We start from the raw sequence: 16,673 nt of genomic DNA on the forward strand, positions 1-16,673 counted from the left end.
CCTCATATAGTCAAGCATGGCAGCGAGAATGCCCACGACAAATTAATAGATTAAAAACAATGGCTTACCGGGTAAAATCGGTTTAATCCGTTTAGACGTTGCGTTTTTGCCGGCTCCGACCGGCAAAAACTCCATAAATTCCCGATGAACAAAGGTTATTTCCGCGCCGCGCCACCGGCTGTCGTCCACTGAAACCGGTGGCCGGGAATCAGATGATGACGTGGCTTCCCAGTTCCACGACGCGATTTGCCGGGAGACGGAAATAATCCGACGGATCGGCGGCGGAATTTGCTAGCGCAATGAACAACCTGTCCTGCCAGTTCGGCATTCCTGCCTTTGCATCCGGCACCAGCTTGCGCCGGCCAAGGTAGAAGGAGGTGGACATGATGTCGAATTTGAGCCCGCCCTTGCGCAGCCTTGCGAGCGCCTGCGAAACATTCTGCTGCTCCATGTAGCCGAAGCGGATTTCGACTCGAGAGAAGCGCTCGGACAGACTTTCGGCCACGAATCGCTCGGCCTCGGTTGCGCGGGGGCGATTGACCGTCTTGATCGTCAGAATGATGTTCTTCTCATGCAGCACATGATTGTGCTTGAGATTGTGCAGCAGCGCGGCAGGCGCTGTTTCGGGATCGCTGGTCAGGAAAATTGCCGTGCCTGGCACCGAAACCGGGGCATGGTCGCTCTTTCTCTCGATGGAGGGAATGAAGGACGACAGCGGAATATCGGCATGGCGTGTCTTGGCAAACAGGATTGCCGTCCCGCGCCGCCACGTCCACATGACAATGGTGAAGGCCGCGGCAAACAGCACCGGAATATAGCCGCCGTCATGGATCTTCAGGAGGTTCGCGCCCAGGAAGACCATTTCAAGAGCCAGAAGCGGCGTGAGCAGCAGCAGCGCCACGATAACCGACCATTTCCACTTCACACGCACGAATTCGAAGGCCATGATCGTGGTGACGACCATGGCGCCCGTGACCGAGATGCCATAGGCAGTGGCCAGAGCATCGGAGCTTTCGAACAGCAGCACCAGCCCCAGCACGCCGATCAGCAACAGGCTGTTGACCGAAGGCAGATAGATCTGGCCCGTATGGGTTTCGGACGTAAAGAGAATTTCCATGCGCGGCAGGAAGCCGAGATGGATGGCCTGACGCACCATGGAGAAGGCTCCGGTGATCACCGCCTGACTGGCGATGACAGTGGCGGCGGTGGCCAGAATGACGACCGGCAAAATCGCCCAGCCCGGAAACATCAGATAGAAGGGATCGGTCGCGAATTGCGGATCCTTCAGCACCAGCGCGCCCTGTCCGAGATAGTTCAGCACCAGTGCCGGGAAGACCAGCACGAACCAGGCCCATTGGATGGGGCGGCGGCCGAAATGGCCGAGATCGGCGTAAAGCGCTTCCGCCCCGGTGACGGTGAGGAAGACAGAGCCCAGCACGACGAAGCCGAGGAATTTTTCCTGCAACAGGAACGTCACTGCGTGAATGGGGTTGAAGGCCCGGAAGATTGCCGGATCATCGAAGATATGCGCAACGCCGCCCGCCGCCATGACGATAAACCACACGGCGGTGATGGGGCCGAAGAAATTCGCCACCACTTCCGTTCCGCGCGATTGCACGAGGAACAGCAGGATGAGAATGACCACCGAAATCGGCACGATGAAGCCATCGGCATGGGGCATGACAAGTTTCAGGCCCTCCACGGCGGAAAGCACCGAAAGCGCCGGTGTAATCATGGCATCGCCCAGAAAGAGCGCGGCCCCCACCAGACCAAGGATCATCAGCACGACCGTATGCTTGCCCGCCGATTTGCTGAGCAGCGCCAGCAGGGACAGCGTTCCGCCTTCGCCGTCATTGTCGGCGCGCAGCAGAAACAGCACATATTTCAAGGTTACGATGATGGTGAGGGTCCACACGATCAGCGAGGTGAGGCCGATGACCTCGAAGCGGGTGATGCCGTCATGGGCAATGGGTTTCAAGGCCTCGCGGAAGGCATAAAGCGGGCTGGTTCCGATATCGCCATAGACGACACCGACCGAGCCGAGCGCCAGCAGCAGGAAGCTGCGCAGATCCTTGTTGGGTTCGGTCGTATGGGAGGTTTCCTGGGACATCGATCGATACAGGCTCTCAGAGCCAGCCTTTCCAACGGAAAAACAGGAAGGGAATGACAGCGGACAAAACCATGGCAATCAGCGCAAGCGGATAGCCGAGGCTCCAGTCCAGCTCGGGCATGAACTTGAAATTCATGCCATAAATGGAAGCCACCAGCGTCGGCGGCAGAAAAACCACCGAAGCGATGGAGAAAATCTTGATGATCGCATTCTGCTCGACATTGATGAGGCCGAGCGAGGCATCCAGCATGAAGGCTATATTGCTGCCAACGAATGCCGCATGTTCAGAAAGCGAATGCAGGTCCTGCGCCACCACCTGACAGAGGCCGAGTGCTTCGGCATTTCGGCTCATCGGTTCCACCGACATCACAAAGCCAACCAGGCGCGAAAGCGACACGAGACTATCGCGCGTCTTGCTGACGAGCCGCTGGAAACCGGCAATATCCAGAAGCTTGTCTTCGAGCTGGCGTGCCGGGCGCGTCTTTGCCGCGCGCCGGTCCAGAAAGATCTCGCTCGCCAGACTATCCAGGCGTGCGCCGGCTATTTCCAGGATTTCGGCGGTGCGGTCCGCCACGGTCTCCATCAGGCCAGCCATCATGCCCTCTGCCGTGTCAAAGCTGCCCTTGCTGCGGCCGAGCCCGGCGATGAAAAGATCGAAGGCGCGGGGCTCGGCATAGCGCACCGTCACCAGCCGCCCGCCGCCGAGAATGAAGGCAACATCGGTCAGAAAGGGCAAATTGCTGTCTGCCTTACAGATCAGCGAAGCGGTCATGTAAACGCCATGATCGTCCCCATACAAACGGCTTGAAGGTTCGATGTCCTTCAAATCATCGCGTGTTGGCAGGGGCATTGCCAGAAGCCCCTCCATTAAACGCTCTTCCGTCCTGTCGGGTTGAATGAGATCGATCCAAAGGATTGATTCATCCAGTTTGTCCGGCGCCGCGCTGGGCAAAATAAGCTCTGCCGTCCCGTCGCACCTGTATGCCCTGATCAAATCTGTACCTTCGCCCGCTGACGGTTAATACCAAGGCTCGAAGATGCTGGCGCATCCTCGCCTTGAAGGGATTTCGAATAGCCCGATTGCCTTGTGGCGTGAGATATTCGAAAAAGGAATACCAGACGTCATTTTCAGTGACCCTTGGTATAATGCGTTTTGGTCTTCAGCAGCGAACCAATAACACCTGACAACAGGATGGCAAGCGTAATTACGAGCGACACCAGCGGTGGCATCTTGCCCAGCCCAAGCATTTCACCCAGCAAAATCTTGCCGCCAATGAAGACAAGAACCGCCGAGAGCGCGTATTTCAACAAGATGAAGCGTTCGAGCATGGCGGAAAGCGCGAAATACAGCGCGCGCAGGCCGAGAATGGCGGCGATGTTGGAGGTGAACACCAGATAGGGATCGGTGGTGATGGAGAAAATCGCCGGCACGCTATCCACGGCAAAAATCACGTCTGCCAGTTCCACCATGACCAGCGCCAGAAAGAGCGGCGTTGCATAAAGCCGTGTCTTGCCCACCTCGTCGCCGGGCCTTGGCAGGCGCACGAAGAATTTCTGCCCGTGCAATTCCTCGGTGATCGGCAGCCGTTTGTGCAGGAAGCGGAGAACGGGATTTCCTGCCACGTCATACTGCTCTTCCGCCGAAAGCAGCATCTTGATGCCCGTATAGACGAGAAACGCGGCAAAAACATAAAGAACCCAGTGAAACTGATCGACGATGGCCGTGCCCGCCGCCACCATGATGCCGCGCAGCAGCACTACACCGATAATGCCATAGACCAGGGCCCGGTGCTGCAAGTGCTGCGGGATCTGGAAATAGCCGAAGATCAGCGCGATGACGAAGATATTGTCGAGCGACAGGCTCTCTTCCACGACATAGCCGGTCAGATAGAGAATGGCCGCGTCATGGCCGAGCCGCCACCAGATGAAGCCGCCGAAGGCAATTCCCATGGCGATGTAGAAGGCTGAAAGCTTCATGCTCTGCGCCACGTCGATATGGTGGCTGCGGGCGCTCAGTACGCCAAGATCGAGAACGAGAAGCACGAGAACGAAAGCAAGAAATCCAAGCCACATCCACAGGGGTTGCCCCATGAAATCCGCCAGTATCCAATCCATGAGACCTCCACAGGTTCGACGTTGCTCATCACAACAACTCCGACATCACGGGAAAGCCGAATATTCCCGCCAGAGGGGCCCGCAGTTGCACATTTCAAAGCGTGTCGCGATCTTTCAGATTCGCTTCCGACGCTTAAATACCAAGGCTCTAAGATGCTAACCCATCCTCGCCTTAAAGACATTCTTTTGTCGCGTGTCGTTATCGCAAAACCGCTGCACGCTTTTGCGCGACATGCCTTAGCGTGCGATAACGCGGTATGCAGCAGCTTGTTCAAAAATACAAGCATATCTCCAAACCGACCTGTCCACAGGCGTGAATTGATTTCGGTCAATGCAGCCCCAACTCTGCATTGGTATTTCGACCCCGTTGCAATCCCTTGAAGTGCTCTGCCTTTATCAAACGCAGGGTGCTGATATGGGGATGAGAAAGCAAAAGCCGCCGAACCCTACACCTGGCGGCGCTGCCGCCGTCCGGACGGCCGGTACCTAGGGAAAACAGGCCGGTTTTCCCTAGGACCCGGACCGCTTGCGCCGGAATGCCCTTAATGGCCCATCCCGCACCGGATGGCGGCAGCAGCTTTCGTTGCGCCACGCATTCCCGGACGAAAAAACCGGGCCCACTTTTGCTGGAAATGCTTTTTTCCACGCATTTCCGAACGCAAAACCGGGGCCCACTTTTGCTGGAAATGCTTTCTTCCACGCATTTCCGAACGCAAAACCGGTTCCCACTTTTGCTGGAAATGCTTTCTTCCACGCATTTCCGAACGCAAAACCGGTTCCCACTTTTGCTGGAAATGCTTTTATTCAAACACAATATCCGGGGCGCGGCGCGGCGGGCGGGCGCCGATGCTCTCGGCTAGTCTCGCCGCTATCTCGCGATAGACCACCGCCTGCGGCCCATGCGGATCGCAGGCCACCACCGGCCGGCCCGCATCGGATGTTTCGCGAATGGCAATGGTCAGCGGCACCTCTCCCAGGAAAGGAACGCCGATCGCCTCCGCTTCAGCCCGTGCGCCGCCATGGCCGAAAATATCGTAGCGCGCCCCGGTGTCCGGTGCGATGAAATAGCTCATATTCTCGACAATGCCCAGAACCGGCACTTCGACCTTGCGGAACATATTGATGCCCTTGCGGGCATCGATCAGCGCCAGATCCTGCGGGGTGGAGACGATCACGGCGCCGGTGAGCGGCACTTGCTGGGCCATGGTAAGCTGGGCGTCGCCCGTGCCGGGCGGCATGTCCACCACCAGCACGTCCAGTTCGCCCCAGGCCACTTCGCGCAGCATCTGCATGAGCGCCGATTGCACCATGGGGCCACGCCAGATCATGGCGGTGCCTTCATCCACCAGGAAGCCCATGGACATGGCTTTCAGCCCATAATTTTCCATAGGCATTATAATGCGGCCCTCGGCCTGCTGCGGACGCCCGCTGACCCCCAGAAGGCGCGGCAGGGACGGTCCATAGACATCGGCATCGAGAATGCCCACGGCAAGCCCATTGGCTTTCAACGCCAGCGCAAGATTGATGGCCGTGGTGGACTTGCCAACCCCGCCCTTGCCCGAGGCGACCGCCACGATATGCTTTATTCCCGGCACGCCGGTCTTTGCATTGCGTGCCTGCGGCGAAGGCTGCTGCGGCTTTGCCGCGCCGCCGGGGGCCGCGCCCGGCGCAGCACCCGCCTTGCGCTCCGCCGTCAGGCTGACAAGCGCGCCCTTGACGCCCGGCACTGCCAGCACCACCCGTTCGGCGGCCTGCCGCAACGGCTCCAGTTCACGTGCCCGCTCTGCCGGAACATTCAGCGAAAAATAAACCTTGCCATCGGAAATGAACACATCCGACACCAGACCCGCATCCACGAGATTGCCGGTCATGTCCGGCCCCCGAACGGTTTTAAGGGCTTCAAGCACGCTATTCTTGTCAGGGGACATGGATGCACTTCTCCGCTGCGGCAGTGAAGAACCGCAAATAGTGCGTCTTTCAGCAAAACGAAAGAGGATATGCGCATCACGCCCGGCCAGCGGACCTTTGCCCCTTCAAACAGAAAGCCGCCAGCGTCCCTTTCGGGCCGTGGCGGCTTTTCTTCTGGATCGGGCGTCTTTGTCGCGCCCTTGCCATGGTCCCCTCTGGACCCTTTTGAAAACAGGGAATGCAGGAAGCGTGCCAAATGCCAAAGCGGCGAAAAACCGGCATTTCTGCCGCCCCTTGCATCAGCAATGCCTGCAAGCCGGGCAGAAAAATGCCGATATGAATTGCAATGATTAAAATGGCGGCAGCGCAGGATTTTCAAAATCCGGCCATCACGGCATGACGCCACAGCCCCACCCCTGCCCCTCTACCATCATTTGATGAGGCCGAGCCGCAGGGCCTTTGCCACCGCTTGCGTCCGGTTGACCGTATCGAGCTTTCGGGTGGCGCGGTTCAGGTAGTGATTGATGGTGTGTTCGGAAAGCCCCATGATTTCGGAGATCTCGATCGATGTCTTGCCAGCGGCCGTCCAGTTCAGACAGGCCAGCTCCCTGTCGGTCAGGGTCTCGACGACGCGGGCGTCCATGTCGCGAATTTCCGCCAGACGGTTGAAGATATGCGCCGCAAGAAAATGCAGCGCCATCACTTCCATCAGCGTGAAGGCCTCCATGTCGCCGCACCAGGTGACGATGCCGCGATTGCCCGCCGCATCCGTCACCGGAAAACAGGCGCCGCGCAGCATATGGAAGCGGGTAAACAGGGAACGGGCCAGTTCGGCCGATTTGCTGTCCCTTTCCCGCGCCGCGAGATTCACGTCGAAAATCTGCGGTATGGACACAGCTCTCAGGCGCTGGAAAATCGGGCTCGTGGCCAGTAACTCATACTGGTCATATTCATTCAGCACTTCGGCAGGCCAGTTGGTGATGACGGAACTGGCCGAGAGCATACGCGAATCAGCAGGCGGCATGTTCAGAACCATGAAGTGGCGGGCTTCATAATGCTCTGTCACCCGCTTCATCAACCGGAACACATCGAATTGGGTGCGCGAAAGCGTCAGTTCCTTCAAGAAGCCTTCCACGGCCGCAGCCGAAAAACGGCTCTGCTCCTCCGTCGCAATCGAATCGCGTAAGTCATCCCCCATAGGGTCAGTCAATCCTGTTTCCACGGCCCGCCCTCCAGCTCCTGTCTGCCGGGCGCCCAAGCATCATCCGGCGTACGCACTCTGCCACATCAACCCACCCCTGCAAATCCAAGGGTTTTCTGCATTCCCGCAATTTACGGCCATTTGTTTAAAAACGACAAAACAGGCCAATTCTCCGGCCTCCGCGCCGATGGGAAAAGCGTTCTGCCTTGCCCTGCCAGCGTAAAGACGGGAGCTGCGGGGATCGCAAGTGCCCAGCACGCACGCTTCGATCTACAGCGCCATAGGTTCACAAACCCTATCAAGCGCGCTGTAACATTTTAAACCTTCTGCATAATTCTCACTTTAACCGATTCCGGATCCGGGAATCATGCGGCAAGGTCCAATCCGCGCCATCGAGAGGATAGTAACGGATTTCGCATTTCATTACCTTCATTTGTTGACGCCTCAAAGCTCCAAGTTTGGTATAGGCCACAGGAGATGTTCGTAATCCACCGGAGCAAGACATGTTGGACCCATCCTTCAACGGCACGATTTTGACCGAAACCCGTATGCATCTGGGTGAAGGCCCGACCTACGACCCCGCCACCGATACGGCATGGTGGTTCGATATTCTCGGACGCACCCTTTACGAACACGGGCTTTCCACGGGCATCACCCGCGCCCACGCCCTGCCCTTCATGGCCAGCGTTCTGGCGAAAATTGACGATACGCGGCAATTGCTGGCCTCTGACGAGGGGCTTTTCCTTCGCAACAGCGCCACGGGCGAGTTGTCGCTTCACGCCATGCTGGAAGCCGACAAGCCGGAAAACCGCTCGAATGACGGCCGGGTGCATCCCTGCGGCGCCTTGTGGGTCGGCACCATGGGCCGCTCGGCGCAGGAGGGCGCGGGCGCCATCTACCATGTGGCGGGCAAGACGGTGACACGTCTTTTCGACGCCATCAGCATTCCGAACTCCATTTGCTTCTCGCCGGATGGAACGGTTGGCTATTATGTCGATACCAGAGTGAACACATTGATGCGCGTGCCGCTCGACCCGCAAACAGGCCTGCCGCTTGGCGCCGCCTCCATCCACATCGACGGACGCGGGCAGGATGGCGGCATAGACGGCTCGGTCTGCGACGCCCAGGGCGGCCTGTGGAATGCGCGCTGGGGAGTGGGCGCGGTCGATCATTACGATGCGGCGGGCCGTCACTTGGCGCGCTACCGCGTTCCGGCAGCGCAGTCCACCTGCCCGAGCTTTATCGGGCGCGATTTCTCCCGCCTGCTGGTGACGTCGGCAACCGAAGGGCTTGACGAGGACGGTCTGGCCGCCGACCCGCATGGCGGCAAGGTGTTCATTCTCGATGTCGCCGTGAAAGGCCGCGCCGAGGCCTTGTTCCGTCTGAGTTGATGAAGGTTCGGCTTTGCCGCTCATTGCGGAGGGGCATTGACATGCCCCCTGCCCGGCCGGTCCCCATACCGGCCCGACAAGGACCGGCCAGATAAGGCGCCCTCAAACTGGGCAAGCTGCCTAAAGTTCCGGCATACTGCAAAAATTTATTAGCGAAATCAGCAGGAACGTTCTGTCCCGCCATTCATTTCCCTCTCGAACCAACGAGCGGAACCCACAGCCGCTTGTTCTAACGCAACGTTCACAAAGGTAGGTTCGAGATGAAAAAGTCGATCAACATTTTTGCAGCAGCAGCTATCGCCGGCACCACGGCCCTTGCCCCCATGGCCTTCGCGCAGAGCGCCACCACCACGGCTCCGGCTGCAACGCCCGCAGCGCCTGCCGCAAGCATGACCGGCGGCACCTATCTGACCCAGCAGGGTTCCGACCAGATGGCGGCCACCAACTTCATCGGCCAGAACGTCTACACCTCGGACAACAAGAGCATCGGTGAAGTCAACGACCTGATCATGCAGCAGAATGGCGGCGTCGTCGCCGTGGTCATCGGGGTCGGCGGCTTCCTGGGCATGGGGGAAAAGGATGTGGCCATGCCGCTCGACAAGATCACCATGACCCGCGACGCCAAGGACAACAACAAGCTGCGCCTGACGACGATGGAAACGGCTGACGCCCTGAAATCCGCTCCTGAGTTCAAGCGTCTGGAAGACATGCGCGACGGCAGCACGACATCTTCCACCACCACGACTACGACTAAATAAATCAGTCACACACTCGTGATATCTAAAATAAGCTGTGGTATAGAAGCCATGTAGCAGCCAAGCAGGATTTGGATCTCCGGCTTAGCGTTGGGGGCGGTTCCGGGAGGAACCGCCCCTTCTATTTTGCCCTGACGGCTGTTTTCACGCCTTCGCGAACGAGGCAAAACCGGTTTCCGGCTCGAATACTTGCAGGCGTAATCGTCCCTTTCCGTGGCGGAAATAAGGCCTACGCGCCATCTGTTTTTCGCGGTTTGACCAGGGGTTCCGGCTGGACAACGGGGCGGTTGAACAGCATGTGACTGCCCGCCCTCAATCCTTCAACGGCTTGAATTTGAAGCCTTTCTTCATCGCGCTGACGAATGTCGTCGGTGATGGCCCTGGCGGTTTCCTCGTTCACGCCCAGCGCCTGGATGGCTTGGCAGCCGAAGAGAAGACCGGATTCCAGCGTCTCGCGCACTTCGTATTCCACATTGCGCTCGCGCAGGGAAAGGCTGTGGATACGGTCATAGGAGCGCACGAACAGGCGAACCTGCGGATATTCGCTGCGAATCAGCTCGACGATTCGGTCGGTGACAGCGCGGTTATGCGTGCACACGGCAACGATCTTTGCCTTTTCGATGCCCGCGGCCCGCAGAATATCGAGCCTCGACCCATCGCCGAAATAAATGCGGAAGCCGAATTGGGCGGCCTGACGAATGCGGTCGGCGGAATCGTCGAGAATCGTGACATCGCGACCGCTGGCCAGCAGGATTTGCGCGGCGATCTGCCCGAATCGCGAAAAGCCGATCATCAGCACATCCGAACCCGCCCCGTCGAAATCCTCGTCCAGTTCCTCGTGATCGTCGGAAGACATGAAGCGCATGGACAGTGCCGCCGTAAGAGGCGTCAGCGCCATGGTCAGCGTCACCACCGAAATCAGCAGCGAGGCCGTGGCGCCGGAAAAGATACCCGCACTCATGGCGGTGGTGAACAGCACGAAGCCGAATTCACCCCCCTGCGGCAGCAGGGCGGCAATGCGCAGGGCATCGTTGTGGGGGGAGCCCGCCACCCGGCACATGCCGTAGATGCTTAAAGCCTTGATGAGCATGACCGAAGGCACGGCAAGCAGAAGAATGGCGAGATTGTCGATGATGACGGAAAACTGCACGGACAGTCCGACCGCCATGAAAAACAGCGCCTGAAGAATGCCGCGAAAGGGCTCGATGTCGGTTTCCAGCTCATGGCGATAGGAAGACTCCGCCAGCATCACGCCAGCCAGAAACGCCCCCATGGCCATGGAAAGGCCGCTGATCTGCATGAGCAGCGCCGATCCGAGAACGATGAAGAGCGCCGCAGCGATCATCACCTCGCGCGCGCCGGTGCGGGCAATCACCTGGAAAAGCGGATTGAGCAGGTAGCGCCCCGCCAGCACCATTGCAGCAACGGCCAGAAGCGCCACACCGACATCCACCCAGGGAGAGGAGGGGCTGGGTTCGGCCTGCGAGGCCAGAATGGAAATCATCGCCAGAAGCGGCACGATGGCCAGATCCTGAAACAGCAGAATGGAAAAACTGCGCTGGCCGTAGCGGCTGTTGCGATCATTGCGGTCATTCAGGATCTGAAGGGCAAAGGCCGTGGAGGAAAGGGCCAGGCCAAATCCCGCCACCAGGGCGCCGCGCCAGTCCACGAGGCCGGTTGCAATGGCTGCGGCCGTCAGGGCCGCCCCGCCAAGCAGCACCTGCGCGCCGCCAAGCAGGAAAATATCGCCCCTCATGCGCCAGAGCGTGGAGGGCTTCAGTTCCAGCCCGATAATGAACAGCAGCAGCACGACGCCAAGCTCGGCCACCGACAGAATATCCTCCGCCCCGGTGATGAGATGGCCCACCGGGCCGATAAGGGCCCCCGCCGCAAGATAGCCCAGCACAGTGCCAAGCCCAAGGCGGCGAAAGACCGGCGCCGCCACCACCGCGCCCCCCAGCAGCATGAGCGCTTCGGCGAAAATATGATTGGGCGCGCTCATGATCGTCCTTCCTATCGACTGCCGCCTGCTATAGGCGTGTGGGAACCCGGTGGGTTCCGGCATGTGCAAAATCCACGGCGGGAGAATCACGCTCCGCCCTTGATGCAGGTGGTAATGCACAATAAATGGGGAACACAAGAAAGGCCAAGCCATGTCATCCGAAATCAGCCCCGACCATTTGCTTTCCCGTGCCGAACATCTCGTGGCCCTTGCCCGCAAGGCGGGCGCAGACCACGCAGACGCCGTTGTGGTGCGGTCCCGTTCGCGATCGGTCAGCGTCCGGCTTGGCAAGGTGGAATCCACCGAGAGCGCCGAAAGCGACGATTTTTCCCTGCGCGTCTTCATCGGCCGCCGGGTTGCATCCGTTTCGGCCAATCCGGGCTTCGATCTCGCCGCGCTGGCCGAACGGGCCGTTGCCATGGCGAAGGTTTCGCCCGAAGACCCGTTCACCGGCCTTGCCGATGAAGCCATGCTGGCCCGGACCTATCCCGATCTCGACCTTTTCGACCCGACCGAGGTTTCGAGCGATGCCCTGCGCGAGGCAGCCCTTGCGGCGGAAGATGCCGCACGCGCCGTGCCGGGCGTGACCAATTCGCTCGGGGCTGGCGCGTCCGCAGGCATGGGCGGGCTGGTGCTGGTGACATCGCACGGCTTTTCCGGCAGCTATGCCGTCAGCCGCTTCGGCCGTTCTGCTGGCGCGGTTGCGGGCGAAGGCACGGGCATGGAACGTGATCACGACTTCGACAGCCGCCTATATCATGCCGATCTGGACGATGCCGACGAGATTGGCCGCCGGGCGGGCGAACGAGCGGTGCGCCGCCTCAATCCGCGCAAACTGGAAACGGGGCGCGACGTCACCGTGGTTTTCGATCCCCGCGTGGCGCGTGGCTTTGCCGGGCATATTGCCGCGGCGATCAATGGCGCTTCGGTGGCCCGCAAGACCTCTTTCCTGCGGGACCGCATGGGTGAGCAGGTCTTACGCGCCGGACTGACCGTGACCGACGATCCCTTCATTATCCGCGGCCCGGCCTCCCGCCCCTTCGACGGCGAAGGGGTGCGCGGCGAAAAGCTGACCATGATCGAGGACGGCGTGCTGAAGCACTGGTTCCTGTCCTCCTCCGCCGCCCGCGAGCTTGGCCTGACCACCAATGGACGCGGCGCGCGCGGCGGCACGGCGGTTTCCCCCTCCTCCACCAATCTGGCGCTGGAGCCGGGCGACATTTCCCCCGAAGAACTGATCCGCTCCGTGGGCAACGGGCTTTACGTCACCGACATGATCGGCCATGGCGTGGACATGCTGACGGGCGATTACAGCCGCGGCGCATCCGGCTTCAGGATCGAGAACGGCGAACTGACCTATCCCGTATCGGAAGTCACCATCGCCTCCAACCTGCGCGACATGTTCATGCGCGTGACGCTTGCCAACGACATCGACCGCACCTTCAGCGTCGCCGCGCCGACGCTGGCCGTCGAGGGCATGACGCTGGCGGGCAAGTGAGGGCGTGACCGTGACCGAGCACGCCCCGGCCGCATGGCAGGCCGACCTTGAGCTGATTGCCGATGTCGCCCGTGCGGCAGGCGCGGTGGCGCTGGCGCATTTCGGCAAGGATCCCGAGGTGTGGTGGAAGAATGGCGGTCACTCGCCGGTCAGTGCGGCGGATTATGCCGCCAACCGGCTGCTGGAAGAGCGGCTTCGCGCCGCCCGGCCCGCTTATGGCTGGCTTTCGGAAGAAACCGACGATGACGAAAGCCGTCTGCATTGCAGCACCGTTTTCGTGATCGACCCCATCGATGGCACGCGCGCCTTCATTTCCGGGCTGGAAACCTGGTGTGTCTGCGTGGCCGTGGTGCATGAAGGCCGGCCCGTTGCCGCAGCCCTCGTGGCCCCGGCGCTGAACGAAACCTATCTGGCAACCGCCGATGGACCGGCCACCCTGAACGGCGCCCCCATCAACGCTGCCCTGCCCGGCGAGAGCCAGGCCATCCGGGTTGCAGCCCCCGCCGATCTCGTCAAGGCCTTCGGCCCCGCCCTGCGCAACCGGCTGACCCGCGTTTCCCACATCCCCTCGCTTGCCTACCGGCTGGCCCTGGTGGCCGCTGGCCGCATCGATGCGACGCTGGTGCTGAAAAATGCCCATGACTGGGATCTGGCCGCCGCCGATCTCATTCTCCAGCGTGCAGGCGGCCGCCTCGTGGACAGTCAGGGCCACGACCTTCTCTACAATCGTCAGGATGTCCGCCACGGTTTTCTGCTGGCGGGGGCGGCTCCGCTGCTTCCTGCGCTGCTGGATGGCTTCCGGCCTGTATGACAGGCAGTTGACCTTTGAGGTGAAATATCCGAGAGAAGCAACGGGGGAGATCACGGGAACGCCCTTTGTGCCTGAACACATGAGAGACGGCGCGTTCCTTCACGCGGCGGACTCATGACGGCCTGACGGGGCCCGATCCAGTCATGCGTCCAGCTATTGTTTTCCAGGCTCCCGGCCGAATGCGGCTGACGCTTTTTCCGGGACACGCGCTAACGAGTAAGATGACAATGACCGATACGGACAATAAAAGACAACTTCTCCATCTGGTCTTCGGCGGTGAGCTTAACGACCTCAACGACGTGCAGTTCCGCGATCTGAAGACGCTGGACATCGTCGGCATTTTCCCCGACTACGCCTCCGCGCTCACCGCATGGAAGTCCAAGGCCCAGATGACGGTGGACAATGCCCATATGCGCTATTTCATCGTGCATATGCACAAGTTGCTGGATCCCGCCCAGGGCTGATCCGCGCCAGGATTTTGCCGAGAGCGGTTCATTGTTTCACGGAAACATTGAACCGGTCTAACTATTTGTTTTTACGCATTTTCAGACGGAAAACCGGCTTCCACTTTTCCTGAAAATGCTCTAACGGACAAAAAGACCTGCGGAAAGACGCGCAAGCATCTTTCCGTTTCAATTTAAAACCGTAATCTGGAATCAAGATCATTCTTGACCGTGGTTGGAAAAACACATGGTCAGGTCGCGACTCATCCAGGCTGGAGAATAATGACCGCACTGGCCCGTATCGGATTGGCCGCCTATCGCTGGGCAGGTATCATCGGCTATCCCGCAGCCGGTCTTGTTTTGCGCGCCCGCGCCATGCGGGGCAAGGAAGACCGCGCGCGGCTGAGCGAACGGCTGGGCCATGCCGCCTTCGAGCGTCCGCATGGCCCGCTTGTGTGGGTCCATGCCGCCAGCGTCGGCGAAATGATGGCCATCACCGCCCTGATGCGCGAACTGCGCCGCAGCCAGATCAATGTGCTTTTGACCACCGGCACCGTCACCTCGGCCGAAATTGCATGGCAGCGGTTGAAGAACGAGGTCATTCACCAGTTCGTGCCGCTCGATCTTGGCCCCGCCGTTCGCCGTTTTCTCGACCATTGGCAGCCGGATCTTGCCATTACGGTGGAATCGGAAATCTGGCCATCGACGCTGATGGAACTCCACCAGCGGCAAATTCCGCAGATCCTCGTCAATGCGCGGCTTTCCGATCGCTCCCATGCCCGTTGGCAGCGCCACCCCGCCGTGGCGCAATCGCTGTTTTCCAAGCTGTCGCTGGTGGTGGCACAGTCGGATGTCGATGCCGAGCGCTTCCGCGATCTCGGTGCCTGGCCGGTCACGGTTTCCGGCAACATCAAGGTGGATACCGATGCGCCGCCTTGCGATCAGGCCGCTCTCTCCACTTACGAACGCCAGATCGGTCATCGCAAGACCTGGGCGGCAATTTCGACGGCGGAAGGCGAGGAAAAGCTTGCCGCCATGGTGCATCGGGCCTTGCGCGCCTCCATGGGCCAGCTCAGCATTGTCGTGCCGCGCCATCCCGACCGCTGCGACGAGATTGAAACCATGCTGGTGGCGCAGGGGCTGACGGTGGCGCGGCGCAGCCGCAACGATGCCGTGACCCCGCAGACCGATATTCTGCTGGGCGACACCATCGGCGAAATGGGGCTTTATCTGCGGTTGACGGAAATTGCCTTTGTCGGGCGCTCGCTTTATCAGGGCGGTGGCGGTGGCAATCCGCTGGAGCCTGCCGTGCTGGGCTGCGCGGTACTGGCCGGACCGCATGTGGAAAACTTCCGCGAGACCTATCAGGCTCTGGTGCGCAACGGCGCCGCCCGCATGGTGCGCGATGCCGAAATGCTGGCCAAGGGCGTGCATTATCTGATGAATGAACATCTGGTGCGCCACAAGATGGCCGATGCGGGCATGGAGGCGGTGCAGCAGATGCGCGGCGCGCTGACCACGACCATGAAGGTGCTGGAGCCCTACACCAATCCGCTGACGGTCAAGGCGCGGCTGGAGCCGCAACAGGCAGCTGGAGAATGACGGTGCAGGCAGACGGGCGCCCCGCCATTGGCGGCATTGTTTTCGACAAGGACGGAACCTTGCTGGATTACGATGCCAGTTGGGCACCGGTAAACCGGCAATTGGCGCTGATGGCCGCCAATGGCGACCAGGGTCTTGCAAACCAGCTGCTTGCGGCCTGCGGCATGGATCCTGAAAGCGGCCATGTGGTGCCGGACAGCCTGCTTGCTGCCGGAAACTCCGCCGAAATCGCCACAGGACTGGAAAAGGCCGGATCACCCTTCGATGCCGCCTTCCTGACGCAGGAACTGGACGGAATTTTCGCCGCCGCCACCGAGCTTTCGGTTCCCGTGACCGATCTTGCCGCGCTGTTTGCGCGCCTGAAACAGCGCGGGCTGAAAATCGGCATCGCCTCCTCCGACAATGAGCGCTCGATCCGCAATATCGTCAAACGGTTCGGGCTCGACGATCTCGTGGATTTCGTCGCCGGCTATGACAGCGGCCATGGCTGCAAGCCGGAACCCGGCATGGTTCTCGGCTTTTGCGCGGCAACCGGCCTTGCGCCGGAACAGGTTGCCGTGGTTGGCGACAATAACCACGACCTGACCATGGGCCGGGCGGCAGGCGCCGGTCTGGTGGTGGCCGTTTTGACCGGCACCGGCTCACGGCTGACGCTGGAACCGGGCTCGGACATCTGCCTCAACGATATTACCGAACTGGAAGCACATCTCTGACCCTGCCACCCTGCCCGCGAGGGCCGGCAGCAAGTGCCACGCCATACATCGGATTTAAAGTTTTACAGCCTCCTTTATCGTTTGATAAAACGCACGGCGCTGTAGCATCGGCATAAAGGACGAG

Annotated in this window: 14 protein-coding genes; 7 read left to right on the forward strand and 7 right to left on the reverse strand. The window is 60.2% G+C overall.

Annotated features, from left to right (window positions below; genetic code table 11):
* Nucleotides 1-208 precede the first annotated feature (208 nt).
* The 6 genes from T424_RS0107670 to T424_RS0107700 all read right to left on the reverse strand — a co-directional run bounded on the left by T424_RS0107670 (nucleotide 209) and on the right by T424_RS0107700 (nucleotide 7,331).
* A complete protein-coding gene (locus tag T424_RS0107670) occupies nucleotides 209-2,110 on the reverse strand; it encodes a potassium transporter Kup (protein WP_027487219.1) in 1,902 nt (633 codons plus the stop codon).
* A 16-nt stretch (nucleotides 2,111-2,126) separates the two neighbouring features.
* Nucleotides 2,127-3,104 carry a magnesium transporter CorA family protein gene (locus tag T424_RS0107675; RefSeq protein ID WP_027487220.1) on the reverse strand — a complete coding sequence of 326 codons (978 nt, stop codon included), beginning with the start codon at nucleotides 3,102-3,104 and terminating at the stop codon, nucleotides 2,127-2,129.
* 134 nt (nucleotides 3,105-3,238) lie between these two features.
* Nucleotides 3,239-4,225 (reverse strand): TerC family protein, encoded by a 987-nt coding sequence (locus tag T424_RS0107680; RefSeq protein WP_027487221.1) that lies wholly within the window; start codon nucleotides 4,223-4,225, stop codon nucleotides 3,239-3,241.
* A gap of 328 nt (nucleotides 4,226-4,553) precedes the next feature.
* Nucleotides 4,554-4,871 (reverse strand): hypothetical protein, encoded by a 318-nt coding sequence (locus T424_RS22470; protein WP_154664835.1) that lies wholly within the window; start codon nucleotides 4,869-4,871, stop codon nucleotides 4,554-4,556.
* A 154-nt stretch (nucleotides 4,872-5,025) separates the two neighbouring features.
* A complete protein-coding gene (locus tag T424_RS0107690) occupies nucleotides 5,026-6,153 on the reverse strand; it encodes an Mrp/NBP35 family ATP-binding protein (protein WP_027487223.1) in 1,128 nt (375 codons plus the stop codon).
* A 410-nt stretch (nucleotides 6,154-6,563) separates the two neighbouring features.
* A complete protein-coding gene (locus T424_RS0107700) occupies nucleotides 6,564-7,331 on the reverse strand; it encodes a LuxR family transcriptional regulator (RefSeq protein WP_084268425.1) in 768 nt (255 codons plus the stop codon).
* Between the two features lie 506 nt (nucleotides 7,332-7,837).
* Between T424_RS0107700 and T424_RS0107705 the strand changes: the two genes are divergently transcribed.
* Both T424_RS0107705 and T424_RS20420 read left to right on the forward strand, forming a co-directional pair.
* A complete protein-coding gene (locus T424_RS0107705; RefSeq protein WP_027487225.1) occupies nucleotides 7,838-8,725 on the forward strand; it encodes an SMP-30/gluconolactonase/LRE family protein in 888 nt (295 codons plus the stop codon).
* A 260-nt stretch (nucleotides 8,726-8,985) separates the two neighbouring features.
* A complete protein-coding gene (locus tag T424_RS20420; protein ID WP_037066941.1) occupies nucleotides 8,986-9,483 on the forward strand; it encodes a PRC-barrel domain-containing protein in 498 nt (165 codons plus the stop codon).
* Nucleotides 9,484-9,709: 226 nt separating this feature from the next.
* Here the strand turns inward: T424_RS20420 and T424_RS20425 are convergent, their stop codons facing one another.
* Complete coding sequence (locus tag T424_RS20425) at nucleotides 9,710-11,482, reverse strand: monovalent cation:proton antiporter-2 (CPA2) family protein (RefSeq protein ID WP_084268426.1); 1,773 nt, start codon at nucleotides 11,480-11,482, stop codon at nucleotides 9,710-9,712.
* Between the two features lie 151 nt (nucleotides 11,483-11,633).
* On the opposite strand from T424_RS20425, the gene T424_RS0107720 reads away from it, so the two are divergent.
* From T424_RS0107720 to T424_RS0107740, 5 genes are all read left to right on the forward strand, one after another.
* Nucleotides 11,634-12,980, forward strand: coding sequence for a TldD/PmbA family protein (locus T424_RS0107720; RefSeq protein ID WP_027487226.1), 1,347 nt, complete (start codon nucleotides 11,634-11,636; stop codon nucleotides 12,978-12,980).
* Nucleotides 12,981-12,990: 10 nt separating this feature from the next.
* Nucleotides 12,991-13,791 carry a 3'(2'),5'-bisphosphate nucleotidase CysQ gene (locus tag T424_RS0107725; RefSeq protein WP_027487227.1) on the forward strand — a complete coding sequence of 267 codons (801 nt, stop codon included), beginning with the start codon at nucleotides 12,991-12,993 and terminating at the stop codon, nucleotides 13,789-13,791.
* A 227-nt stretch (nucleotides 13,792-14,018) separates the two neighbouring features.
* Entirely contained in the window at nucleotides 14,019-14,255 is a 237-nt protein-coding gene (locus T424_RS0107730) for a DUF4170 domain-containing protein (RefSeq protein ID WP_027487228.1), read from the forward strand.
* A 261-nt stretch (nucleotides 14,256-14,516) separates the two neighbouring features.
* Nucleotides 14,517-15,836 (forward strand): lipid IV(A) 3-deoxy-D-manno-octulosonic acid transferase, encoded by a 1,320-nt coding sequence (gene waaA, locus T424_RS0107735; RefSeq protein ID WP_407921386.1) that lies wholly within the window; start codon nucleotides 14,517-14,519, stop codon nucleotides 15,834-15,836.
* Nucleotides 15,833-16,549, forward strand: a complete 717-nt coding sequence (locus T424_RS0107740) for an HAD family hydrolase (protein WP_027487230.1) — start codon at nucleotides 15,833-15,835, stop codon at nucleotides 16,547-16,549. Before waaA ends, T424_RS0107740 begins: the two co-directional genes overlap by 4 nt.
* Nucleotides 16,550-16,673: the final 124 nt, after the last annotated feature.

Source organism: Allorhizobium undicola ORS 992 = ATCC 700741 (assembly GCF_000621665.1).
GTDB classification, from domain to species: domain Bacteria; phylum Pseudomonadota; class Alphaproteobacteria; order Rhizobiales; family Rhizobiaceae; genus Allorhizobium; species Allorhizobium undicola.